This window comes from Streptomyces sp. NPDC026672 (assembly GCF_040638185.1).
Classification (GTDB): domain Bacteria; phylum Actinomycetota; class Actinomycetes; order Streptomycetales; family Streptomycetaceae; genus Streptomyces.
This window is the reverse complement of the sequence record NZ_JBEZXS010000048.1, coordinates 1-24105: the sequence shown is the minus strand read 5'-3', so window position 1 is coordinate 24105 and position 24105 is coordinate 1. Positions and strand designations below refer to the sequence as shown.

Annotated in this window: 17 protein-coding genes, 1 tRNA gene and 1 riboswitch; of the genes, 9 read left to right on the top strand and 9 right to left on the bottom strand. The window is 73.4% G+C overall.

What is annotated here, in order from left to right:
- Positions 1-68 precede the first annotated feature (68 nt).
- Both ribA and AB0F77_RS36295 read right to left on the bottom strand, forming a co-directional pair.
- Positions 69-710, bottom strand: a complete 642-nt coding sequence (gene ribA / locus AB0F77_RS36300; RefSeq protein WP_361956785.1) for a GTP cyclohydrolase II — start codon at positions 708-710, stop codon at positions 69-71.
- Positions 711-977: 267 nt separating this feature from the next.
- Positions 978-1493: a MarR family transcriptional regulator gene (locus tag AB0F77_RS36295; protein WP_361956782.1), complete on the bottom strand. Its 516-nt coding sequence runs from the start codon at positions 1491-1493 to the stop codon at positions 978-980.
- 72 nt (positions 1494-1565) lie between these two features.
- On the opposite strand from AB0F77_RS36295, the gene AB0F77_RS36290 reads away from it, so the two are divergent.
- From AB0F77_RS36290 to AB0F77_RS36270, 5 genes are all read left to right on the top strand, one after another.
- On the top strand, positions 1566-2696 hold the full coding sequence (locus AB0F77_RS36290; RefSeq protein WP_361956779.1) for a dihydrofolate reductase family protein: 1131 nt from the start codon (positions 1566-1568) through the stop codon (positions 2694-2696).
- A gap of 133 nt (positions 2697-2829) precedes the next feature.
- Positions 2830-2903 (top strand) — tRNA-Met (locus tag AB0F77_RS36285).
- Between the two features lie 154 nt (positions 2904-3057).
- Entirely contained in the window at positions 3058-4302 is a 1245-nt protein-coding gene (locus AB0F77_RS36280; RefSeq protein ID WP_361956776.1) for a PP2C family protein-serine/threonine phosphatase, read from the top strand.
- 203 nt (positions 4303-4505) lie between these two features.
- A riboswitch (cyclic di-AMP (ydaO/yuaA leader) is annotated at positions 4506-4665 on the top strand.
- Between the two features lie 7 nt (positions 4666-4672).
- Positions 4673-5710, top strand: a complete 1038-nt coding sequence (locus tag AB0F77_RS36275) for a M23 family metallopeptidase (RefSeq protein WP_361956773.1) — start codon at positions 4673-4675, stop codon at positions 5708-5710.
- Positions 5711-5837: 127 nt separating this feature from the next.
- The gene (locus tag AB0F77_RS36270) at positions 5838-6782 is read left to right on the top strand and encodes an aldo/keto reductase (protein WP_361956770.1); all 945 of its coding nucleotides are present in this window, start codon (positions 5838-5840) and stop codon (positions 6780-6782) included.
- A 422-nt stretch (positions 6783-7204) separates the two neighbouring features.
- On the opposite strand, the gene AB0F77_RS36265 is transcribed toward AB0F77_RS36270, so the two are convergent.
- From AB0F77_RS36265 to AB0F77_RS36250, 4 genes are all read right to left on the bottom strand, one after another.
- A complete protein-coding gene (locus AB0F77_RS36265; protein WP_361956767.1) occupies positions 7205-8488 on the bottom strand; it encodes a PrsW family intramembrane metalloprotease in 1284 nt (427 codons plus the stop codon).
- 10 nt (positions 8489-8498) lie between these two features.
- Positions 8499-9347, bottom strand: a complete 849-nt coding sequence (gene trmB / locus AB0F77_RS36260) for a tRNA (guanosine(46)-N7)-methyltransferase TrmB (RefSeq protein WP_361956764.1) — start codon at positions 9345-9347, stop codon at positions 8499-8501.
- Between the two features lie 83 nt (positions 9348-9430).
- Entirely contained in the window at positions 9431-10627 is a 1197-nt protein-coding gene (gene lhgO, locus AB0F77_RS36255) for an L-2-hydroxyglutarate oxidase (RefSeq protein ID WP_361956761.1), read from the bottom strand.
- 166 nt (positions 10628-10793) lie between these two features.
- Entirely contained in the window at positions 10794-12218 is a 1425-nt protein-coding gene (locus tag AB0F77_RS36250) for an MFS transporter (RefSeq protein ID WP_361956758.1), read from the bottom strand.
- Positions 12219-12921: 703 nt separating this feature from the next.
- On the opposite strand from AB0F77_RS36250, the gene AB0F77_RS36245 reads away from it, so the two are divergent.
- Complete coding sequence (locus AB0F77_RS36245) at positions 12922-15006, top strand: asparagine synthase-related protein (RefSeq protein WP_361956755.1); 2085 nt, start codon at positions 12922-12924, stop codon at positions 15004-15006.
- Between the two features lie 220 nt (positions 15007-15226).
- On the opposite strand, the gene AB0F77_RS36240 is transcribed toward AB0F77_RS36245, so the two are convergent.
- Both AB0F77_RS36240 and AB0F77_RS36235 read right to left on the bottom strand, forming a co-directional pair.
- Entirely contained in the window at positions 15227-17077 is a 1851-nt protein-coding gene (locus tag AB0F77_RS36240; protein WP_361956752.1) for a sigma-70 family RNA polymerase sigma factor, read from the bottom strand.
- Between the two features lie 320 nt (positions 17078-17397).
- Positions 17398-18168: a TetR family transcriptional regulator gene (locus tag AB0F77_RS36235; RefSeq protein WP_361956749.1), complete on the bottom strand. Its 771-nt coding sequence runs from the start codon at positions 18166-18168 to the stop codon at positions 17398-17400.
- 380 nt (positions 18169-18548) lie between these two features.
- On the opposite strand from AB0F77_RS36235, the gene AB0F77_RS36230 reads away from it, so the two are divergent.
- Together AB0F77_RS36230 and AB0F77_RS36225 are read left to right on the top strand one after the other, a co-directional pair.
- A complete protein-coding gene (locus AB0F77_RS36230) occupies positions 18549-19928 on the top strand; it encodes an FAD-dependent oxidoreductase (protein WP_361956746.1) in 1380 nt (459 codons plus the stop codon).
- 131 nt (positions 19929-20059) lie between these two features.
- Positions 20060-21730 (top strand): SpoIIE family protein phosphatase, encoded by a 1671-nt coding sequence (locus AB0F77_RS36225; RefSeq protein WP_361956743.1) that lies wholly within the window; start codon positions 20060-20062, stop codon positions 21728-21730.
- A 27-nt stretch (positions 21731-21757) separates the two neighbouring features.
- Here AB0F77_RS36225 and AB0F77_RS36220 read toward each other — a convergent pair whose 3' ends face one another.
- Positions 21758-23026, bottom strand: a complete 1269-nt coding sequence (locus AB0F77_RS36220) for an MFS transporter (RefSeq protein ID WP_361956860.1) — start codon at positions 23024-23026, stop codon at positions 21758-21760.
- Between the two features lie 151 nt (positions 23027-23177).
- On the opposite strand from AB0F77_RS36220, the gene AB0F77_RS36215 reads away from it, so the two are divergent.
- A complete protein-coding gene (locus AB0F77_RS36215; protein ID WP_361956740.1) occupies positions 23178-23732 on the top strand; it encodes a MarR family transcriptional regulator in 555 nt (184 codons plus the stop codon).
- Positions 23733-24105: the final 373 nt, after the last annotated feature.

Here is a 24105-nt window from a genome sequence, read left to right as displayed (position 1 = left end):
CGCCGCCTCGGCCCTGGCCCCCGGCTCTGCCCCCGCCGCCTCGGCCCCCAACCCCAACCCCCGGGAACTCAGCCCGCGTTCAGTTCCGTGAGCTGGCCGAGGGGGAGTGTGTGCTGGGTCTGGAGGACCTTCGCGCGCAGGTAGCGCACGTTGTGGGCCGTCGTGAAGACACCGGTCGGGACGCGGTCGTGGACCTCGATGCCCAGGGTGCGCAACTGGTCGGCCTTGTCGGGGTTGTTGGAGAGCAGGTCCAGCCGCTCGATGCCGAGCGCGCGCAGCATCTGCGCGGCCGACGTGTAGTCGCGGGCGTCCTCGGGCAGCCCGAGGGCGGCGTTCGCCTCGTAGGTGTCCAGGCCCTGGTCCTGGAGGGCGTACGCGTCGAGCTTGTTGTAGAGGCCGATGCCGCGGCCCTCCTGGCGGAGGTACAGCAGCACACCGCCGCGCTCGGCGATGCGCTCGACCGCCTCGCGCAGCTGCGGTCCGCAGTCGCAGCGGGCCGAGCCGAAGACGTCGCCGGTCAGGCACTCGGAGTGCAGCCGGACGAGCGGTACGGCGCCGGGGGCCGGGTCGCCGAGGACGACGGCGACGTGCTCCTGGCCGTCGGTGAGGCCGTGGAAGGTGACGAGTTCGGCGTCGACCGAGTAGCCGTCGTGGAAGCGCAGCGGTACCCGGACGCGGGCGCGCTGGGTGGCGGCTGAGGTGTCGGGCATGCGGGTTCTCCGGTCTTCGTCCAAGAGGTCCTGGGCCGAGGGGTCTCGGCCCAAGGGGGTGTCCGCCTCGCCTCCGCCGTGCCGCCGTTCCGCGGCCGACACGGGAGCTTCAGATTTGAAGCAGATCCTCGGTCCTGGACCCTACATCACGTTTCAAATTTGAAGCAATGGCTTTTGGGTTGTTCCCCGGATCACTGGGTGGATTACCAGGGGGCCGAGAGATGGATCAGCCGAGAGGTGGATCAGAGGAGGGGTGGGGGGTGGCGGTCAGGAACAGGGGCGGGGCGACCGGCGCCGCCACGGCACCTCGTCCGTCGTACCGCGCTCCCCCTCGTCCTGGAGCGCCCCGGCGACCTCGCTGAAGATCTCCTCCAGCTGCCGCACCTGCTCCGGCGTGAGCCGGTCGAAGAGGGTGGCGCGCACCGTCGCCACATGGCCCGGCGCCGCGTCCTCCAGCACGGCCAGACCCGTCTCGGTGAGGGCCGCGATGCTGCCCCGCTTGTCCGAGGAGCACCCCTCGCGCAGGATCAGCCCGTCCTTCTCCAGCCGGCCCACGGCGTAGGTCAGCCGGCTGCGGGTGATCTTCGACTTCTCGGCGAGGTCCGTCATGCGCAGCCTGTGGTCCGGCGCCTCGGAAAGGTTCGCCAGGATGGAGTAGTACAGGTGTGGCATGCCGGTGTCCTGCTGGAGCTGCCGGTCGATCGCGTCCTCCAGGAGGGAGCTGCCGGCGAGGTACGCGCGCCAGGCGCGCTGCTCCTCGGGAGTGAGCCAGCGGGTCGTCATGCCGACAGTGTAAGTTTGTTTCAAATCTGAACCAAGACCGTTCATGTGAGCCCCCCACTCCGGAGTGCGTCGATGCCCTTCCCGTACGTCCTGCTCTCCGCCGCCGTCTCCCTCGACGGCCACCTCGACGACACCGGTCCGGAGCGGCTGCTGCTGTCCGGACCGGCCGACTTCGACCGGGTCGACGAGGTGCGGGCGTCGGTCGACGCCATCCTGATCGGCGCCGGCACGATCCGCGCCGACAACCCGCGGCTGCTGGTCAACGCCCCCGAGCGGCGCGCGGCCCGGGTCGCCGACGGCCGGCCCGAGTATCCGCTCAAGGTCACCGTCACCGCCTCCGGCGACCTCGACCCGGACGCCAAGTTCTGGCACACGGGCGGCGGCAAGGTCGTCTACACCACGGACGAGGGCGCCGAGCGGGCCGCCGGCCTGGAACTCGCGGCCGATGTGGTCGCCCTCGGCCCCGACCTCGACTGGCCGGCCCTGCTCGAACACCTGCACGACGTGTACGGGGTGCGGCGGCTGATGGTCGAGGGCGGCGGCACCGTCCACACCCAGCTCCTCCAGCAGGGTCTCGCCGACGAGCTCCAGCTCGTCCTCGCCCCGCTGCTCGTCGGCGACCCGCACGCGCCCCGGCTGTTCGGCCCCGGCGCCTACCAGCGGGGCCGGCTGCGGCTGGTGGAGACGCGGCGCATCGAGGACGTCGTCCTGATGCGCTACGAGCCCACCGCGCCCGGCGCCGGGAGCTCGGTCACCGCGGCCGACCGGCACTGGCTCGCGCTCGCCTGCGACCTCGCCGCCCAGTGCCCGCCCTCACGGACCGCGTTCAGCGTGGGTGCGGTCGTGGTCGCCGCCGACGGGACCGAACTGGCCCGCGGCCACTCCCGGGAGGGCGACGACCCCGTGGTGCACGCCGAGGAGGCGGCGCTCGCGAAGATCGACCCCGAGGACCCGCGGCTGCCCGGCGCGACCGTCTACAGCAGCCTCGAACCCTGCGCGCGCCGCGCCTCCCGGCCCGCGCCCTGCGCCCGGCTGATCCTGGACGCGGGCGTACGGCGCGTCGTCACCGCCTGGCGCGAGCCGGACACCTTCGTCACGGAGGCCGACGGCAACGGCCTCCTGAGGGCCGAGGGCACCGAGGTCGTCCTCCTCCCCGAGTACGAGGCCCGCGCCAAGCAGCCCAACGGGCACCTGCTGGGCTGACGGGAGCCCGCTCGCCGGAGCCGACGGGCGCCCGTCCGCCGGGCACGACGGGAGCCGTCCGACCGCTTGATCCACCCCCGAGATCAACCCGTGTGCTTCGGGCCCCGCGGATGGCGTACACTGGTTTCACCGACGCGGGGTGGAGCAGCTCGGTAGCTCGCTGGGCTCATAACCCAGAGGTCGCAGGTTCAAATCCTGTCCCCGCTACTGAAGGCCCGGGGCCGGAATCCAGACATGGGTTCCGGCCCCGGGTGTTTCCCGCCCCGTCCGCTCATCCGGTCGGCCCACAGCGTTCGCCGCCCACCCCCGCTGCGGGAAACCTGGACCCCACGCCCTACGTCGGACGAGCGGGAGACGAGCAGTGCGCTCTGGTGAGGTGGAGGAGGGGCCGTACGTCAGGGCGGGCGGCCGACTCCCCGGCGACCCCGCACCGGACCCGGGCCCCGGTACCGAGGGCCCCGTGCCCGAGGAGCGCCCCGGCCGCCGCGCCTCCTGCGTGCGCTCCCTCGTGCGGGCCCTGCCCGCGCTGCTGATCGTCGCCGGCGTCCTCTACGGCGTCCTCACCCCGCAGGCGTTCACCGCCGTCCCCTTCTTCACCGCCGCGCCCCTCGTCGCCGCCCCCCTGTCCTCGCTGCGCACCACCGTCCTGACCGGCCTCGCCGCCCTCGCCGGAACCGTCGTCGTGCACGCCCGCTTCGGCGCCCACGTCAGTGCCGGCGCCGTCACCGAGGTCGTCACCGTGGCCACCGTCGCCGTCCTGGCCGCCGGCATCAACCGCGTCGTCCGCCTCGGCGACCGGCGGCTCGCCTCCGCCCGTGAGATCGCCGAGGCCGCCCAGCGCGCGGTCCTGCCCGAACCCGCCGGACGCATCGGCGGGTTGGACATCGCGGCGCGCTACGAGGCCGCGCAGGAGGGCGCGTTCATCGGCGGCGACCTGTACGCGGTGCAGGACAGCCGCTACGGCGTCCGGGTCGTCGTCGGCGACGTGCGCGGCAAGGGCATGGGCGCCGTGGCGGTGGTCGCCGTGGTGATCGGGGCCTTCCGGGAGGCCGCCGAGCAGGAGCCGACGCTGGAGGCGGTGGCCCGGCGGCTGGAGCGGGCGCTGGCCCGCGAGGGCGCCCGGCGCCCGGGGCTCGACGCCTACGAGGGGTTCACCACCGCCGTCCTCGCCGAGATCCCGCACGGCCGGGGGAGCGCCCGGCTCCTCAACCGCGGCCATCCCCCGCCCCTGCTGCTGCACGCCGACGGAGGGCTGCGCACGCTCGCCGCGCGGGAGACCACGCTGCCGCTGGGCATGGCCGACCTGGGCGTGTGGCCCGACCGGGCCGAGGAGGTCCCCTTCCCCGGCGGCGCCACCCTGCTGCTGTACACCGACGGCCTGTCCGAGGCGCGGGACGCCCACGGCCGCTTCTACGACCCCGGACGGCGGCTCGTCGGGCGCACCTTCCCCGGCCCCGGCGCGCTGCTCGCCCACCTCGCCGACGAGGTGCGCGGGCACTCCGGGGGCGGCATGTCGGACGACATGGCGCTGCTCGCCGTACGCCGTCCCCAACCGATGTCACGGCCGATGTCACGGCCGGTGACCGGACGGAAGCCCTCCGCATAACAACTGACGTACCGTCAGGTTCGGTCCTATTCCCGGATGGGTAAAGACTTGCGGCCAACTCGCCCGATTTTCACCGGTCATGGGCCTAAAGTCCGCCACCGAATTCGTTAATGATCAAGAGGAACGGCTTGGAATCCGGTGGCCGAGTCTATTAACGTTCGATAACGCAGCGCGGTCGTCCCAGCCGTCACAAGAGGCGGCTCCGTGCGCACGCGCCGAATCCCGCAAGGGAACCGGGGAACCACCACCTTGGGGTGAATCACGCGGACACCACCGTGGAGACACGGCTGGTTTACGCGCGTAGGAGACCTTCCCGCTCCGAACCCGTCAGCTAACCCGGTAGGCGACGGAAGGAAAGGAGTACGCCCGCGTGGCGTCCAACCGGCCTGCCCCCGTAGCCCCGTTCGTGCCGAGCCAGCGCGATTCCGAGCCCTTCGCCTACGGGGCCCCGCGCGCCGACGAGGGCACCTGGGAGGAGTGGAACCCCACCGAGGAGTCCCTCCCGCCCGTACGCGGCCGGCACCGCGTCGCCAAGCAGCGCGGCGGCGGGCTCGCCCGCAGCTCCACGGTCCTCGGCGTCGGTGTCATCGCCGCCGTCGGCGCGGGTGGCATGGCCAGCGCCAACACCGGCAAGGCACCGGTGTCCATCTCCATGCCCGACCTCCCCTCCGTCGAGCACCTGCTCGGCGAGTCCCACGCCGAGTCGCCCAAGGGCTCCGCGACCGCGCTCAGCAGCGTCGGCGTGACCCAGGCCGACAGCGCCACGGGCACCGCCGACGCCGGTGAGGCACTGCGCAACCGGATCATGGCCCAGGCCGAGCGGCAGCAGGGTCAGGTCGACGCCAAGGCCGCCGCCGCTGCCGTGGCCGCCGCCGACAAGCAGGTCGCGGACGCGGCCGCCAAGGCGGAGCAGGCCGCGGCCGCGAAGGCCGCCGACGCCAAGGCCGACGCGGAGGCCGCCGCCAAGAAGAAGGCCGAGGAGGAGCGCCTCGCCGCGCTGGCCAAGCAGTACACGCTGCCGACCTCCTCGTACACGATCACCAGCACCTTCGGCCAGGCCGGCTCCATGTGGTCCTCCGGCTACCACACCGGCCTCGACTTCGCCGCCCCCACGGGCACGCTGATCAAGGCCATCCACAGCGGCACGATCACCGAGGCGGGCTGGGCCGGCTCCTACGGCTACCGCACGATCCTGACCCTCGACGACGGCACCGAGCTGTGGTTCTGCCACCAGTCCTCGATCAACGTCTCCGTCGGGCAGAAGGTCGCCACGGGTGAGGTCATCGGCCGCGTCGGCGCCACCGGCAACGTGACGGGACCGCACCTCCACCTGGAGGTCCACCCCGGCGGCGACGCCACCGGCATCGACCCGATGTCCTGGCTGCGCGGCAAGGGCCTCACCCCCTGAGCCACCCCACCGGTCCCCGGCGGTCCTGACGGCGTCCCCCCGACGTCAGGGCTGCCGGTCAGCTGTTTACGCGATCTTTGCGGCGCCCTCGGAATCCGTCTCTCCGCCACGGGCGTTGAACCGGGGTATGACTTCCCTTCGCAAGCTCGGCCCCTCCGACCTGGAGGTCTTCCCGCTCGCCCTCGGCGGCAACGTCTTCGGCTGGACCGCCGACGAGGAGACCTCCTTCGCCGTCCTCGACGCCTACGCGGCCGCAGGCGGCAACTTCGTGGACACCGCCGACTCCTACTCGGCGTTCGCCCCCGGCAACAAGGGCGGCGAGTCCGAGACGATCATCGGCAGGTGGGTCAAGGCGCGCGGCAACCGCTCCGACGTCGTGATCGCGACCAAGGTCGGTCAGCACCCCGACTTCCAGGGGCTGTCCGCGGCCAACATCAAGGCCGCCGCGGACGCCTCGCTGCGGCGCCTCGGCACCGACCACATCGACCTCTACTACACGCACTTCGACCGGCCCGAGGTGCCGGTGGAGGAGATCATCGGCGCGCTCGACGAGCTCGTGCGGGCGGGCAAGGTGCGGTACATCGCGGCGTCCAACATCTCGGCCGAGCGGCTCCAGGAGTCCCTGGACTTCTCCGACCGCGAGGGCCTGGCCCGGTACGTCGCGCTCCAGCCGCACTACAACCTGGTCTCCCGCGACACCTACGAGGGTCCGCTCCTCGACCTCGCCTCCCGGGCGGGGCTCGCGGCGGTGCCGTACTTCGCGCTGGCCGCAGGGTTCCTCACGGGCAAGTACCGGCCCGGTACGACGGTCGACAGCCCGCGTGCGGGCGGCGCCGCCAAGCACCTGGAGACGGAGCGCGGCCGCCGGGTCCTCACGGCGCTGGACGAGATCGCGGCGGCCCACGACACCGCCGTGCCCACGGTCGCCCTGGCCTGGCTCGCGGCCCGGCCGACGGTTGCGGCCCCCATCGCCTCGGCCCGCTCCCTCGCCCAGCTCCCGCCCCTCCTCGACGTGGCCACCCTGACCCTGACCCCCACAGAACTCACCCACCTGACAACGGCCTCAGCCTGACGGAGCCACCCGCGACCGCCGGCAGCCACGGCCGGCGGCCGCCCCGGCTCCACGACCCGTCCTTCTCCGCCACCACGGCGCCCGGCCCCTGCGGCGTTTCCGGTGGTGCCGGGCTGGGGGTGACCCGTCGATTGCAGTGCTCGGTCCGGGTGGTGGTTTCGGTGGTGCCGAGCCCGAGCACGGACGCTGGGAATCCCGTCCGGCGGCTTCTCTGGCTCCGCTGCCCCTTCCTCCCCGCCGCCGCGGGGCTCAGCCCCGGTGGTGGTTTCGGTGGTGCCGGGCCCGGACGGCGGGATTCCCGCCCGGTGGCTTGTCTGGTTCCGCCGCCCTCCTTCCGCCCTCCGCCGCGGCGCCCGGCTGGGGGTGGCCCGTTGGTGGTTTTCTGTCCGTCGTTCGCGTAGTGCTGTGCAAGGCGTTCGGGGTCAGGTGCGGTACGGGTTGTAGGTGGGGTGGGGGAGGGGTGGGTAGGCGTAGGGGGGTGGGGTTCCGTAGCCCGGCCAGGCCGGGGCCGCCGAGCGGGTCGCGAACTCCAGTGCCGGTCGGGCCACCTCACGTCGGTTCCACAGCTCCGCGAGCAGCTCCCGCTCCCGGACGACGAAGTCCGCCCCGGCCCGCCCCCGCCGCCCCCGGCGCCGCAGCAACGCGAGCGAGGTGGCGTACGCCTCGTACTCCGCCACCGTCCGCGCCGCGGGCTTGCCGAGATGGTGCCCCGCGTAGTCCCGCGCCAGCCGCCGCGCGCTCATCGACCCGAGCGCGTACGGCTCGGTCGGCCCCAGCCACCCCGCCGCGACATACGCCGGCAGCTCCTCCCGCAGGCTCCGCAGCTCCCGCTGCCGCGTCCAGATCGCGAGCCAGGTCAGCAGCCCGAACACGGGCACCATGAACACCCCGTACACGGCGAAGAACCCGTACTCGCCGAACGTCGAGGAGCCGTTCCAGAACGCGTGCATGCCCATCGCGAGCAGCAGCCCGCACAGCGGTGCCAGCACCCGCGGCAGCCGCCTCCGCTGCCCGGACAGCGCGGCCAGGCCGAAGCCGATGCCGGTGAGCACGGTGAACAGGGGATGCGCGAACGGGGACATGACCACCCGGACGAAGAACGTGGCGGCGGTGACGGAGGCGATGCCGCGGTCGCCGGTCAGCTGGTCGGTCCCGAAGGCCGTACCGAGGTAGAGGATGTTCTCGGTGAACGCGAACCCCGTGGCGGTGACCCCCGCTATCACCACCCCGTCGACGATCCCGGTGAAGTCCCGTCTGCGGAAGAGGAACACCAGCAGCACGGCCGCCGCCTTGGCGGACTCCTCCACGACCGGCGCTATCACGGTCGCGCCGAGCGTGTCCGCGCCGGACGGGTCCGCGGTGGCCGTCGCTATCCACCGGGTCGCGAAGCTGTTGGCGACGATCGCGATGAGCGCCGCCGCGCACGCCCCCCAGGCGAACGAGAACACCAGGTTGCGCCAGGGTCCCGGCGCGACCCGGTCGAGCCACCGGAACGCGGATATCAGCAGCGGCACGGGCAGCACCGCGAGCCCCAGCCCGACCAGGAACCCCTCCGTGCCGGTCTGCTGCCGCACCAGCGCCAGGATGACCAGCCCGGACAGCGTCAGCAGCGCGGTCAGCGCGGTGTACCGCACCCACCTGCGTCGCCACCAGCGCACATGCCGGAACGAGTCGTCGGCGGTGGGATACGCGGGATAGGTGGCCACGGCATCGACTCTAGTGAGGGGGGCGGTCGGGGTGCGGGACCCGGCGGAAGAGCAGATCGTTCACCACATGACCCTTGTCCAGTCCCTGCCCCTCGAAACGGGTGCGGGGCCGGAACGGCGGACGTGGCGCGAAACCGCCGTCGGGCCGCGTGTTCTCGAACGCGGGGTGCGCGTCCAGGACCTCCAGCATCTCCCGCGCGTACGGCTCCCAGTCCGTCGCGCAGTGCACCAGCGCACCCGGCCGGAGGCGGGCCGCGGCCAGGTCCAGGAACTCCGGCTGGATCAGGCGCCGCTTGTGGTGCCGCTTCTTGGGCCAGGGGTCGGGGAAGTAGACGCGGAGCCCGTCGAGGGAGTCGGGGCGCAGCATCTCGCGCAGCAGGATGATCGCGTCGCCGTTGCCCACCCGCACGTTGGTCAGTCCCTCGTGGTCGGCGAGGTTGAGCAGGTTGCCCTGGCCCGGGGTGTGCACGTCGACGGCGAGCACATTGGTGCCGGGGTCGTCCGCGGCCATCCGCGCGGTGGCCTCGCCCATGCCGAAGCCGATCTCCAGCACGACGGGCCGGTCGTCGCCGAACAGCTCGCCGAGGTCGAGGACCCGCTGCCCGTCGATGTCGAGCCCCCACTTCGGCCACAGCCGCTGGAGGGCGTCGGCCTGACCCGCGGTGACCCGGCTGCGGCGCGGCTGGAAACTGCGGATGCGCCGCTCGAAGTGCGACCCGGCGGGATCGGCGCGGGGCCCGTCGGGGAACCGCGGCTCCCCCTTGGCCCGGGTGTGCCGGACGGACACACCGGGGGCGTGCCCGGTGGGCGGCGGTCCGGGGGCGGTGGGAGTCTCGGGGGTGTTCACGGAGTCAGACACAGTGACTCGATTTTACGTGCGGGACGAAGACCACCGGCCCGCTCCGGCCCCGGCCCGACCCGCGCGGCCCGCCGTCCCGTGCGTCACGCCGCCGCCAGCGCGGCCAGCGCCCGTCGTGCCACCTCCCGGCCGATCGGCAGCGACGCCGTGGCCGCCGGGGACGGGGCGTTGAGGACGTGCACGGCGCGGGCGCCCTCGCGGATGAGGAAGTCGTCGACCAGGGTCCCGTCCCGCAGCACGGCCTGCGCCCGCACGCCCGGCGCCGCGGGCAGCAGGTCCGCCTGCTCCACCGCGGGCAGCAGCCGGCGCACCGCGTCCGTGAACGCGGCCCGGGACAGCGACCTGCGCACCTCCCCGAGCCCGTACCGCCAGTGCCTGCGGGCGATCGACCAGGTGCCGGGCCAGGCCAGGGTGCCGGCCGCCTCCCGGGGCCGTACGACCCCCCAGCCGTACCCCTCGCGGGCCAGCGCCGGCACCGCGTTGGGGCCGATGTGCACCCCGCCGTCGATCCCGCGCGTCAGATGCACCCCGAGGAACGGGAACGCCGGATCGGGAACCGGGTACACCAGCCCCCGCACCAGGCCCGGCCGCGCCAGTTCGTAGTACTCGCCCCGGAACGGCACGATCCGCACCTCGGGCGCGTCCCCGGTCATCCGGGCGACCTCGTCGCAGTGCAGCCCGGCGCAGTTCACCAGCACCCGGCCCCGTACGACGGCCCCCGCCGCGGTGCGCACGGCGACGCCCAGCCGCGGACGGCGGTCCACCCGGACCACCCGCGCGCCGTACCGGATCTCCGCGCCGGACGCCTCCGCGAGCCGCCGGGCGACCCCGGTGAAGTCGCACACCCCGGTCGTCCCGACGTGTATGGCGGCGATGCCGCGGACCTGCGGCTCGTACTCCGTGATCTGCGCGGGGCCCAGCTCGCGCACCGGGATGCCGTTCTCCCGGCCGCGCTGCACGAGCGCGTGCAGCCGGGGCAGCTCCTCGCGGTCGGTGGCGACGATCAGCTTGCCGGTGACCGCGTGCGCGATGCCGTACTCCGCGCAGAACTTGACCATCTCGGCGGCGCCCCGCACCGCGTACCGCGCCTTGAGCGAGCCCGGCCGGTAGTAGATCCCGCTGTGGATGACCCCGCTGTTGCGCCCCGTCTGGTGCCGGGCCGGGCCCGCCTCCTTCTCCAGCACGGTCACCCGGGTGCCGGGCGCGGCGCGCGTGATCGCGTACGCGGTCGACAGCCCGACGATCCCGCCCCCGACGACGAGCACGTCACAGTCGTACACGCGCACCCACCTCCACTCCCGATAGTGCACTGCACCACCGCGGGCCCGCTGAAACCCCGGACCGGTGGAGCGCCCCGTAAGGGGCGCGGGGAACTGCGCGATCAACCCCAAACGAGCTGCACCCGCAAGCCGAGACCAACCCGGCAGACGCTGAGGCGGCGCAGCCCTACGCCGGGGTCATGAGAAGGGGTCGGGCCCGCTCCCGCAGTTCAACAACCCGCGGCTCGTCCCCGTACGGCTCCAGCCGATGCAGAAGATCCTTCACGTACTCCGTCGTCCGCGCGGAAGAGATCCGCCCCGCCACCTCCACGGCCCGCACCCCCTGCTCGCACGCGGCGTCGAGGTTCCCGGACTCCAGCTCCGCCACCGCCGAGACGACGAGCCGCAGCCCGTGCGAGCGCACGAACTCCTCCGTCGGCTTCGACAGCGCCTGCTCCGTGAACCGCCGCACCTGCCGGGGCGCCTTCAGGTCCCGGTAGCACTCGGCCGCGTCCGCGGCGAACCGGTCGTAGGAGTAGAAGCCCAGCCAGGACGGGTCGTTGTCGCCCTCGCGGGACCGCTCCAGCCAGCCCTCGGCCGCGCGCAGCGCCCCGCCGGCCGCCTGGGCGTCACCCGCGCGTGCGTGGGCCCGCGCCTCGACCAGCCGGAAGAAGCTCATCGTGCGGGCCGTGGCCAGCCCCCGGTTGCGCTCCAGGGCGGCCTGCGCGAGGTCGACGCCCTCGTCGCCGAACCCACGGTACGTCGCCTGGAGCGACATGGACGCCAGCACGTACCCCCCGAGGGGGACGTCGGCGGCCGCGCGCGCGAGCCGCAGCGCCTGGATGTAGTACCGCTGGGCGGCCTCCTGCTGACCGGTGTCGAAGGCCATCCAGCCCGCGAGCCGAGTGAGTTCGGCGCTCGCCCCGAACAGGGCGCGGCCGACGTCGTCGGAGTACGAGCCGAGCAGCAGCGGCGCCGCCTCCACTCGTAAACACTCCGGCACCATGGACGAACGCCAGTCGCCGCCTCCGTACTTGGAGTCCCAGCGCCTGGCGTCCTCCGCGGCCTCCCGCAGCTTCTGCACGTCGCTGTGGCCGACCTTGATCGATGCGCCGGAGCCCTCGGACGGGTTCGCCTCACGCGCCACCGAACTGTCGGCCGGGGTTATGAGCCAGCGTGAGGCGGGCGTCGCGTACGCGCTCACCGCGAACGACCCGGCGAGTGACTGCCAGATGCCGCCGGAGCCCGCGCGGCGACCCGCGAGGTCGAGCCGGTACAGCTCCGTCGCCGACCGCACCGCCTGTCCCACGTCGCGCGGGAAGGCGAGGCCCACTTCGGGGGCGGGATCCGCGTCCGCCAGGCCGATCTCGTGGAGCGGCACCGGGCGGCCGAGCTTCTGGCCGATCGCGGCCGCGATGAGGTGGGGCGCGGCGCCCTGCGGCACCATGCCCTTCGACACCCAGCGCGCCACCGACGTCTTGTCGTAGCGAAGAGTCAACCCGCGTTGTGCGCCAAGGTCGTTGACGCGTCGCGCGAGTCCTGCGTTGCTGATTCCCGCGAGGGCGAGAACGGCGCCGAGTTTCTCGTTCGGCCCGCGTTGCTCCCTGGACATGCGCCACCCCTCGACACAGACGGCTGCCGCGCTGGCATAACCACGCGGCATTCGTAAACCCAGCGTAGTTCGCCGCATCCCAAGCGTTAAGGGGCATTGTTCCGGTTGGCGGGATTGTGGTCCGTACGGAAGTGCGGGCCCTGACGCACCGTGCACGGGTCGCCGGGTCGTGCCCCCGCCGTGTGGCCGTGCGCCCGTGCGTGCGCTCTCCTGCGGCCGGCGGGGGAGCGGTTCCATGGATCGTGCGTGGGTCGGCCCGCTGTACTGGATCCAGTGGGCTGGGGGACACCGCCACCTACATCCCCGCGGGTGGCGGACCGGTCCGGGAGGCGATGCCCGCCTCCCGGACTGTGCGCTTTTTCCGCGCGGCTCATGCGCTGCGCAGAGCCTGTACGGAGCGTGCCCAAACCTGTCTCGCCGCCATCAATTTGGCTGAAAATCGATGGGGTGGGATCGGGGTCTTCACCGCTCCTACCACGGCAGTTGAGGGCGTGAAGGGCGTTCTGGGGGAGCGAAATGGGGCGCATTCGCGTCGCAGTTCGCTTGCCCCGCACGGGGGTTCGCCTCTTCACGGGCAGGCACGCGAGGTCGATTTCCCGTGCCCCGAGGCGGCGCCGCCGCCCCTCCGTCGCACGTTCTTCATGGCAGCATGGTGAACCGGTTCATGCCGTGCACTGGTTGTCCACAGGCTGTGGAGGCGTCGATGCGGTGGTTGGTGGGATGGAGCAGTACCGCCGCCGGTGCCGTCGCGGGCGGATCCGCCGGCGCCACCGGGTACGACGGCGAGACCGTCCAGCCGATCGGCTCCCAACTCCTGTGGGGCGACCCGGATCCGCTGTGGGCGGTGGGCGACTGGCGCCCCGACGAGGTGCGCGTGGTGCGGGCCGACGCGCAGAACCGCATCGCCGTCCTCGGCAGCTGCGGCGCCACCGACGAGGAACTGCGGCTCGGACTGTTCACCGCGCGCGGGGGCGCACTGCGGCACCTGACGGCATGGCCGGGCAGCTACACCGCCGTCGTCCAGGTCGGCCGCCGCGTCACCGTCTGCGGCGACCTCGCGGGCGCCCGCCCGGTGTTCCACGCGCCCTGGGCCGGCGGCACCGCCTACGCCACGGCCGCCCTCCCGCTCGCCGACCTCATCGAGGCCAACCTCGACTTCGGCCACCTCGCGGCCCTGCTCGCCGCCCCCGACGTACCGGCCGCGCTGCACGACTCCACGCCCTACGACGGCGTGCGCCGCGTGCCGCCGGGACACGCGCTGATCCTGCGCACCGGCGCCCGCGAGGTCGCCGGGTACGAGCACGTCGCCTCCCTCGCCGTCGCGGCACCCTCGGCCGACCCGGACAGCGCCGTCGACGCCGTGCGCGACGCGCTCGTGGAGGCCGTCCGCGTCCGCCTGTCCGCACCCCGGCACGTCCCCGGCACCGACATGGACCCCGGCCCCGTCCCCGGCATGGGCCCCGCCGAACGCCGGGCCGCGCGCGGGATGCCCGTGCCCGGCATCGGGGCGGACCTCTCCGGCGGCCCCGCCTCCGGCACCCTGGCTCTGCTCGCGGCCGGCCTGCCCGGCATGCCCGGCACGGTCCTGGGCCACGGCACGGGCGCCGGCGAGCGGCTGCTGGCCGTCACCTTCAACGACCTCGCCGTCGGCGGCCGGGAGGCCGAACTGGAGCGGGCCGGGGCCCTCGCGGCCAACCCGCGCCTGCACCACGTGGTGGTGACCGGAGGCGAGGACGTCCTGCCCTACGCCGACCTGGACGGCCCGCTCACCGACGAACCCGGGCCCTCGCTGATCTCCGCCGCCCGCCACCGCGCCCGGCTGGCCGCGGGCAGCGCCGACCACTTCACCGGGTACGGCGCCCGCCAGGTCCTGGACGCCCACCCGGCCCGCCTCGCCGACCTGCTGATGGACCGCAAGCGCCGGCACCTGGTGCGCCCGGTCGCCGCGCTCGCCAAGGCGGACGGCTCGGTGCTGGTGCCCGCGCGGGTGTACGGCGCGGCGCGGAAGCTGGCCCGCACGCCGTACCGGGCCGGCCTCGACGGGCTCGCCGACCGGCTGATGCGGCGGCGCTTCGACGAGCCCGGGGGAGCCGTGGGCGCCTCCCTGTCCGCGCTCACCTGGGCCAGACCCGGGCCGGCGGCGCGCTGGCTGACCGGGGAGGCGCTCGCCGAAGTATCGGTTCTTCTCCAGGGCGCGGCAAACCGCTCAGGAGTGGGTCCGGGACAGCGCCCCGGCGACTACCGCGCGCGGGCGGCACTCGCCCGCCACGCCGCCGATCTCCGGGTGCTCGAACAGGCCGCGGAGATCCGCTCCCAGCGCCTGCACGCGCCCTTCCTGGACAACCAGGTCGTCCGCGCCTGCCGCGCCCTGCCCGAGGCGCTGCGCGTCCAGCCGGGCGCCCGCGCCGCGATCCTCCGTACGGTCCTGGAGGGCGCCGGAGTCACCGAGCTCCCGCCCGGCTGGGGCGCCCCCTCCCACGCCAGCTCGGCCGCCGCCGCCCGCATCGGGCTGCGCGCGGCCGCCGGCTCCGTCGTCGACCTCTTCACCACGCCCCTGCTCGCCCAGGCGGGGCTGGTCGAGGCCCGGGTGGTCCGCAAGGCGCTGCGCTCCGCCGCGGCGGGCGAGCCCCTGCCGCTGGACGGGCTCGCGGACCTCGTCTCCCTCGAACTCTGGCTCGGCCGCCTGCTGTCCCGCCGCGGCACCTGCTGGACCGGCACCCCCGCCCGCTCCCGGGCGGTCCCCGCGGGCATAGTGCCCCGCAGGACGGCCCTGGCGTCGGGCGGCTGACCCCTCGGGGACGGTCCAGGGTTCCGGGGGCGCCCCGGAGTTCTCTAGGGCGTGTTTCGAAAGTCCCGCCTGGCCCGCGACGCCTGGCACGCACACTCGTTGCGTTGTCGGAACGCCCGAGTACATCCAGTACGAGGGCGATCCTCCGCCTTGCGATTGCACGCACCAGACGCCGCGGGCCCCGCCCTCCGGGCGGACGGCGCTACTTTCGAAACACGCCCTAGCCGCAGAGGAACCTGGACTCCGCCCAGTCGGCCAGGGCCGCCGAGTCGAAGGCGTTGCCGTGCGGCTCCACGACGAGGCGCACGGTCTTCCTGCCGGTCAGGTTCACATGCACCGGCACCGCCGGGTCACCGCCCTTGACCGTCCCGGACTTCCACCTGAGCGCGCCGTCCGCGTAGACGGAGAACGAGACCTTGCCGAGCTTCCGGGTCAGATCGTCGAGGCCGACCATCGCGTCGTACGCCGAGCACTGCCGGTTGAGGTCGATGGTCACCGAGGACTGCCCGTGGACCGTCACCCCGTGCGCGTACTCCCGCCCCGCGATGGACACTCCCTCGCGCTGCCACGCCCAACTGCTCTCGCCGAGCCGCATCTCGGGCTCGGTGTGGTCGCCGATGAGGTCGTACGACAGCTCGCTCCACTGGTACACGGCCGGGGGCGCCGGCGGGGGAGGAGGTGTCGGCGTCGGGGTCGGCGTCGGGCTGGGCTTCCGCGGCGGCTTCGGTGTCGGCGTGGGGGTGGGCGTGGGCGTGGGCGTGGGCTTCGCGGGCGCCTCGGCCGTCGGCGTCGGCGTCGGCTTCGGGGTGGGGGTCGGCTTCGGGTCCGGCCTGGGTACCACCGCCGGCGCGGGCGGCGCGGGCTCCTTCTTCGGCGGCGCCGCGGGCGGCTGCGGGGGCTGCGGCTGTGCGGCGGCCGGGGGCGGCGACGCGGACGGCTTGGCGACCTCCTTGGCGGGATCGTTCTCGCCCACCAGGGCCATCGCCACCACGGCGACGGCGACCGCGACCACACCGGCGGCGATCCCGGCCTTCACCGGCCCGCCCACGCCCTCCGAGGCCGCACCGCCGCCACCCGCGGCTCCGCCGCCCGACGAACCACCGGTCGCCGCGGCGGCCGCACCCGCGGCACCCACCCCGGCACCACCGGCGATGATCCCGGCCGCCTTCGCGTACCCGGCGACACCGAACCAGCCGATGACCGCGACCGGCACGACCGCGGGGATACCGCTCGCCACCTCTTCGATCTGCGCGGCGGCCAGCCGGCACTTGGCGCACTCGTCCAGGTGCTTGCGCAGCCCCCGCTCGGCCCTGATGCGCAGCTTCCGCCGGGCGTACGTGCCGAGCTGGTCGGCGTAGCGGGCGCACTCCTCGTCGCCCGCGAGGGACGCGCTGACATGCGCCTGGAGGTACGCCTGCTTCAGCCCCTCACGGGCCCGGCTGGCCAGCACGCGCGTGCCGTTGGCGTCCAGACCGAACAGGGTGGCCACGTCGCTCGGCGACTCGTCCTCCACCTCGGTGTGCCAGAGCACGGCCTGCCAGCGCTCGGGCAGCGAGCGGAACGCCTGCATGGCCATGGACTGCTCGGCATCGTGCATGGCCCGCACGTCGGCGCCCAGGTCCAGCGTGTCGTCGTCGGACACCTCGGAACCCCGCCCGGCCCGCGCGGCGAACAGGGCGAAGTCGTCCACCAGGTGCTCACGCCGCGCGGACTTCGTCCAGTGCGCGGCCACCCGGCGTACGGAGGTGAGCAGATACGCGCGTACGGCGTGCTCGGGCCCGGAGCCGCCCCGGACCGCCTGGAGCATGCGGGCGAAGACCTCGGCGGTCAGGTCGTCGGCGGTGTGGCCGTCGCGGCAGCAGCCGCGCGCGTAGCGGCGGACGGCGTCCGCGTGCCTGCGGTACAGCGCCTCGTAGGCACTGTCGTCGCCGGCGCGCATCCGCGCGATCAGTTCGCTGTCGGCCGGCGGGACGTCCGCGCGGCCGCCCTGGTGGGGCACCTGTGGTGAGGCCGACCCGTCGGGCTCCGCGGCACTGCCCCCGAGAGACTCGTCCCGCCCGTCAACGCTCATCCCGGAAAGCCCCCGACGCCTGCCAGCCCGACCCGTGCGGGGGCAAGACTGCCACATTGGCTTTTGTTCAGTACCCCCCGGTACGACCTATCCACTCGTCCGAGGGGACTTGCCGTCACGGAGTACGGACAAGCACTCGAACGGGTGTAGGGGCCAATGAGCCCCGGTGTCCGGCAGACGAGGTCCGGGCCGTCCGCGCGGGAGCCACGGGGGCGCGCGGGAGGGGCGAGAGGGGCGCGCGGGAAACACCCGCGCGCCCCTCCGCTCCGTCGGTCCATCCGGTCGGTCAGCCAGACCGGCCGGCCGGCCCGCTCGCCCGCTTACGCGGGGCGCGAGCGCAGGCCCTCCAGCAGGATGTCCAGCAGCCGTGCCGAGGCCGCCGCCTGCTGGGCCGGGTCCGGCAGCGAGGGCGCCGCCGTCGCGATCACCAGCAGCACGTCCGCCACCGACACGTCGGGCCGCAATTCGCCCGCCGCACGCGCCCGCTCCACGAGCCGGCCCACCACGTCGAGCAGCGCCGCCACCCCGGCGTCGAAGTCGGCACCGGTCACGGCGTCCTCCGCCACCAGCCGCAGCTCACCGGCGCCCGGCTGCTGCCGCTGCTGCGGCACCCTGGTGCCGTCCACCGCCTCCGCCTCGCCGCCCTCGCCGCCCTCGTCGGACACCCCGACGCGCAGCACCTGCGGCGGCAGCAGCCGCCCGGCACCCGAGGCCACCGACGTGCGCAGGAAGCGCGACAGCGCCGACCACGGCTCGTCCTCCTGCCCGAGCGCCGTCCGCGCCTGGTCCGTCAGCCGGGAGGTCTCCTCCTCGGCTATCCGCCGGACCAGGACGTCCTTGCTCGGGAAGCGCCGGTACACCGTGCCGACACCGACCCGCGCGCGCCGTGCGACGTCCTCCATCGGCGCCCCGTACCCCAGTTCGCCGAAGACCTCACGCGCCGCACGCAGCACGTGCTCCAGATTGCGCTGTGCGTCCACCCGCAGCGGCGTCGTGCGCGAGCTGTCCGCACGTCCGCCGCCCGCCCCGCCCACCGCGCCACCCGGCGCGAGGGTGGGGGCCGATGACCAATGAGTGTCCTGAATATGCATGAGTGTTCCCCCGGTTAACGACGTCTCCCCCCGGAGACTCCCCGCCACTGATTCCGGAGTGTGCGGAACCGGATCCGTTCCGCGGCCGGGACCGCCCGTCGCGGACCCGTCCGACCACATCCCCTACACCCCGTCGTCACACGAACATAGTTGAGAGGGGGTCAATTCAGAAGGGGCAGGTTCCGCACAGAGCGCCCCCCGATCGGAGTACGGCGCACATTCATCACGATTGCCCGCCTCCGTGCGCTCCCGTCCAGCCTCGCTGACCTGGCCCGATTCCGCCCGGCTTCGTCGCATGTGCCGACCCGGCGCACTCGGGTCCGCCGGTCACACAAATTGCCGGGGCTGTGGACAAACAAGAGCGTCGGGTGCGTCATGGGATGGTGAAGGAACGTGCGCGCATTCTCGTTGTCGGCGGCGGCTACGTCGGGATGTACACGGCACTGCGGCTCCAGCGGAAGCTCAAACGGGAGATCAGCAGGGGGGACGTCGACATCACTGTCGTCACACCCGATCCGTACATGACGTACCAGCCGTTCCTCCCGGAAGCGGCGGCCGGTTCCATTTCCCCCCGTCATGTCGTCGTACCTCTGCGTCGCCTCCTCGACCGGTGCCACGTCGTCGTCGGCGAGGTGACCTCCATCGACCACACCGCGCGCACCGCCACCCTCACCACCCTGGCCACCGAGGAGGAGGGCCGGGGCGCCGAACACCTCACCTACGACGAACTCGTCCTCGCCCCCGGCTCCGTCTCGCGCACCCTGCCCATCCCCGGACTCGCCGAGCACGCCATCGGGTTCAAGACCGTCGAAGAGGCCATCGGCCTGCGCAACCACGTCATCGAGCAGATGGACATCGCCTCCTCCACGCGCGACCCCGCCGTCCGCGACGCGGCCCTCACCTTCGTCTTCGTCGGCGGCGGCTACGCCGGGGTCGAAGCCCTCGCCGAACTGGAGGACATGGCCCGCTACGCCACGCGGTACTACCACAACGTCCGCCCCGAGGACATGCGGTGGATCCTCGTCGAGGCGTCCGGCCGCATCCTGCCCGAGGTCGGCGAGGAGATGGGCCGCTACACCGTCACCGAACTGCGCCGCCGCAACATCCAGGTCCTCCTGGAGACCCGCCTCGAATCCTGCCTCGACCGCGTCGCCGTCCTCAGCAACGGCCACCGGTACCCCACCCGCACCGTCGTGTGGACCGCGGGCGTCAAACCCCACCCGCTGCTCACCTCCACCGACCTGCCGCTCACCACGCGCGGGCGCCTCAGGTGCACCGACCGACTGGCCCTGGACGGCGCCCCCCACGCGTGGGCCGCGGGCGACGCCGCCGCCGTCCCCGACGTCACCTCCGACACGCCCGGCGCCGAGACCGCGCCCAACGCCCAGCACGCCGTCCGCCAGGCCAGGGTCCTCGGCGACAACATCGTCCACGCCCTGCGCGGCGAACCCCTGGAGACCTACGCGCACAGGCACGCCGGCTCGGTCGCCTCCCTCGGACTGCACAAGGGCGTCGCACAGATCTACGGACGGCGCCTGAAGGGCTACCCTGCGTGGTTCATGCACCGCGTCTACCACCTCAGCAGGGTGCCGACCGTCAACCGCAAGGCCCGCGTCCTGGCCGAATGGACACTCTCCGGGCTCTTCAAACGGGAGATCGTCTCCCTCGGGTCGCTCGAACACCCCCGAGCGGAGTTCGAACTCGCGGCCGGGGGAAAGCCTCACCACGACGCCACGGACGACCCGAAGGGGTCGTCCTGACCCGGACCAGGAACTCCGCGGCCCACCCGGGCGTCTGACGAATGTCGCCGCGGCCCACCGCACTGCCAGACTGCTCCACGAACCTGGACGGGCACCGGCCCGTCCTCAGCACCCACGAGGCTTTCCCCACTGTGAACTTCACGCGCTGGAGCGCCCGGCTCCCCGGAACGCAGCGCCGCGCCGCAGCGCGGACCGACCACGCGGTCTCCCCGGACCGGAGGGGCGAGGACCGGAGGGGAGACGGCGGCTCCGTGCCCGCGGCCCGCGTCGAACCACCGGCCGACGAACCCGACCGTGCGCCGGCCCTCGACGAACTCCCCGCCCGGGAGGTCCTCGACCGCGTTCCGGCCCTCGTCGCCCTCGTCCACGGCCCCGACCACCGCATCGCCTACGTCAACGACGCCTACGCCACCGCCTTCGGCGCACGGCCCCCGGGCGAACCCGCCCGCCAGGCCCTGCCCGAACTCGCCGAACTGGGCCTGCTGCCCCTCCTCGACCAGGTCCTGCGCAGCGGAAAGCCCCGCACCCTCAAGTCCCGCAAGGCCGTCGACGGCCGCTCCTACACGTTCACCTGCACCCCGGTCAGCGAGCACGCGGACGGCCTCGGCGACGGCGCGGTCCTCGTCTTCGCCACCGACGTCACCGACCACGCGGAGGCCGCCGAACGCCTGCGCGCCAGCGAACGCCGCCAGCGCGAGACCGCCGTCACCCTCCAGCGCTCCCTGCTCCCCCAGGAGTTGGAGCAGCCCGACGACCTGCGCATCGCCGCCACCTACCAGCCCGGCGGCACCGAGGCCGCGGTCGGCGGCGACTGGTACGACGTGATCACCCTGGGCGGCGGACGCACCGCACTTGTCATCGGCGACGTGATGGGCCGCGGGGTGCGCGCCGCGGCCGTCATGGGCCAACTCCGCACCGCCGTCCGCGCGTACGCCCGCCTCGACCTGCCCCCGCACGAGATCCTCCAGCTCCTCGACGGCCTCGCCACCGAGATCGACGCCAACCAGATCGCCACGTGCGTGTACGCCATCCACGACCCGAACGAGGGAAAGCTGGTGTACGCCTCGGCGGGCCATCTGCCGATCCTCGTCCGCGACGAGAACGGCACCGTGCTGCGCGCCGAGGAACCGACCGGGCCCCCGCTCGGCACCGGCGGCTGGATGCACGCCTCCGGCTCGGTGCCGCTCGGCCCCGGCGCCACGGCCGTCCTCTACACGGACGGCCTGGTCGAGCGCCGCAACGAGGACATCGACGAGGGGATCGCCGCCCTGGAGCGCGCCCTGTCCGGCGCCACCGGCAGCCCGCAGGTCGTCTGCGACCGGCTGGTCCGCTCGGCCGGCGTCACCGCCGACCACGACGACGACGTGGCCGTCCTGGTCCTCCAGCACCCCGCCCGCACCGGCTCCGACGGCGAACTGTTCCGCAACGCCGCCCTGGAACTCCTCGGCGGCGTCGAAGCGGCCCCCCGCGCGCGGGCGTTCGCCTCCGGCGTCCTCACCAGCTGGCGCTTCCCGTCCGACCTGCACGACCTCGGCGTCCTCGCCACCAGCGAACTGGTCGCCAACTCCCTCCAGCACGGCACCCCGCCGATGCGGCTGCGGCTGCGCCGCACCGACCGCCGCCTCATCGTCGAGGTCACCGACGGCGACGACCACCTCCCGCGCCGCCGCCGGGCCGAACCGATCGACGAGTCCGGCCGCGGCATCGCCATCGTCGCCACGATCGCCTCCCACTGGGGCAGCAGACGCACCCCGGGCGGCGGCAAGGCGGTGTGGTGCGAATTCGTCCTGCCGAGGCTCTAGGAACCGCCGGACGGGCCGGGCACCAGGTCAGGCCTCCGCGGACACCGGGTCCGTGACGACCCCGCCCCGGGAGACCACCCGGCTCCCGGCCAGCCACGGCCGGTCCTGCACCTCGCTGAGCCCCCGGCCCAACCGCACCGCGAGCACCGTGACCCCCAGCGAGAACAGCAGGAAGGTCACGACGTACGGCCCGTGCAGCGACGCCCCGAGCGGCCCGCCCACCACCGGCCCCACAGCCAGCGCGAGCTGCTTGACCAGCGCGAACGCCGAGTTGTACTGACCGGCCAGCCCCTCCGGCGCCAGATCCGCCACCAGGGGCGCGACCGTCGGCGACAGCATCGCCTCACCGAGCCCGAACAGCGCGTACGTCGAGACGAACGCGGCCGTGGCCATCTCCTGGCTCCCGTGCCCCAGCCCCGCGTACCCCGCCGCCAGCCACGCCACGGCCCAGATCAGCCCCACCGCCGCGATCACCCGGGACCGCCGCCTGCGCTCGACGAACTTCAGCACGGCGAACTGCGCGACCACGATCATCAGCGTGTTCGCCGCGAGCGCCGTGCCCAGCGCCGACGTCGAGATCCCGGCCGCCTCCACGCCGTACGCGCTCAGCCCCGACTCGAACTGCCCGTAGCAGGCGAAGAACAGCACGAAGCCCAGCACGGACAGCCGCACCATCGCCCGGTCCCGAGCCAGCGCACGCCAGCCGCCCCGCTCCCGCGCCGAACCGCCCGGCGCGCCCGGGACCCGCGGGGCGTGCGGCACCCGCACCGTCGCCAGCACTACGACCAGCAGCAGGAACATCGCCGCCTCGATCGCGAACAGCAGCGTGAACGACGAGACGCGCGTCGTGTCGACCAGATGGCCGCCGATGAGCCCCCCGACGCCGAGCCCCAGGTTCTGCAGGAAGAACTGCGTCGCGAACGCCCCTGACCGCGTCTCGGCCGGCGAGCAGTCCACGATCATCGTCGCCAGCGCCGGCTGCATCACGGCCTGCCCGGCCCCGAGCAGCGCCGCGGCCCCCAGCACCGTCGCCGCCTGTCCCGCGAGCCCCAGGCCCAGCGCGCCCAGCGCGGCGGTGACCAGGGCGGCGATCAGGACCGGCAGCGGACCGCGTCGCACGATCGCCCGGCCCGCGAACGGCAGCACGACGAGCGCGGCCACGGCGAAGACGGCGAGGACGAGCCCTGCCGTCACGGCTCCGAGCCCCCGCACCTGCGCCACGTAGACGTACAGGTAGGGAACCGTGAAGCCGAGCCCGAACGCGCTGAGTGCGTTGCCCACGTGGATCCGGCGCATCGCCGCGCCCCTCGCCCTGGTCACGTTCACCTCTCTCAGGTAGTTGCATCGGTCAGCACTTAGAACCGAAGACTTCGAAGATAAATTTCGAAGCTAAAGACTACATGTTCAAGGACTTCGACGCCAAGCAAGGGCGTGCCATACTGCGGACATGGCCGACACCCCCGCCGCGCCGGGCGGCGAGCCCACGCTCGAAGAGCAGATCGCCGCCTACCAGCGTGAGTTCCACGACCTCGACCCCCAGGTCGAGAAGGTCGTCTCGGCGCTGTCACGCCTGAACCGGCGGATGAACGTCGCCTACGGCCGTCAGACCTCGGCCCTGGGCATCGGCAACACCGACTGGGAGGTCCTCAAGGCGCTCGTCCTGTCGGGCGCCCCCTACCGGATGGGCCCGAGCGACCTCGCCAAGCGCCTCGGCCTGACGCCGGCCGCGATGACCCACCGCATCGACCGGATGGTGGGGGAGGGGCTGGTCACCCGGGAGCGGGACGAGTCCAACCGGGTACGGGTGATCGTCGAGCTGACGCCCGAGGGGCGCGAGAAGTGGCTGGAGGCCATGCGCCTCGCGTCGGTCTTCGAGGAGGACCTGCTCCAGGACCTCTCCCCCGAGGAGCGCACGGCCCTCGGTGAGGTCCTGACCCGCATCCTGCGCAGGGTGGAACACGCCCAGCCGGACGCCGGCGGACGCCTCACCGACCTTGATTGACAGTCGCCTGCCCGATCTGTAAAGTTCTCCGGGTTGCCGCGAGGCCGTAACGGTACTGCGACAACACATCCCGCCGCGACAGCGGCACCTCACACCACCAGCACGACCTCCCACTCGGGATGAATTCGGCGTGCCCGAATTCAATTCGAAGGAGTGCCCGGCGGCCCGATTGGGAATCGCCGAGCGAATCGGCTAAGGTTTGAGACGTCGGAACGGCCCAGCGGCCGGGAGGACAACCCCCTCTGACGGGGAATCAGACACCGAAAGGGATCTGATAGAGTCGGAACCGCCGGAAAGGGAAACGCGAGAGCGGGAACCTGGAAAGCACCGAGGAAATCGGATCGGAAAAAGATCTGATAGAGTCGGAAACACC

Coding starts and splice junctions, on each gene's coding strand:
- ribA (WP_361956785.1), bottom strand. CDS start 710: ATGCCCGACACCTCAGCCGCCACCCAGCGCGCCCGCGTCCGGGTACCG.
- AB0F77_RS36295 (WP_361956782.1), bottom strand. CDS start 1,493: ATGACGACCCGCTGGCTCACTCCCGAGGAGCAGCGCGCCTGGCGCGCG.
- AB0F77_RS36290 (WP_361956779.1), top strand. CDS start 1,566: ATGCCCTTCCCGTACGTCCTGCTCTCCGCCGCCGTCTCCCTCGACGGC.
- AB0F77_RS36270 (WP_361956770.1), top strand. CDS start 5,838: ATGACTTCCCTTCGCAAGCTCGGCCCCTCCGACCTGGAGGTCTTCCCG.
- AB0F77_RS36250 (WP_361956758.1), bottom strand. CDS start 12,218: ATGTCCAGGGAGCAACGCGGGCCGAACGAGAAACTCGGCGCCGTTCTC.
- AB0F77_RS36245 (WP_361956755.1), top strand. CDS start 12,922: ATGCGGTGGTTGGTGGGATGGAGCAGTACCGCCGCCGGTGCCGTCGCG.
- AB0F77_RS36240 (WP_361956752.1), bottom strand. CDS start 17,077: ATGAGCGTTGACGGGCGGGACGAGTCTCTCGGGGGCAGTGCCGCGGAG.
- AB0F77_RS36235 (WP_361956749.1), bottom strand. CDS start 18,168: ATGCATATTCAGGACACTCATTGGTCATCGGCCCCCACCCTCGCGCCG.
- AB0F77_RS36230 (WP_361956746.1), top strand. CDS start 18,549: ATGGTGAAGGAACGTGCGCGCATTCTCGTTGTCGGCGGCGGCTACGTC.
- AB0F77_RS36220 (WP_361956860.1), bottom strand. CDS start 23,026: ATGCGCCGGATCCACGTGGGCAACGCACTCAGCGCGTTCGGGCTCGGC.
- AB0F77_RS36215 (WP_361956740.1), top strand. CDS start 23,178: ATGGCCGACACCCCCGCCGCGCCGGGCGGCGAGCCCACGCTCGAAGAG.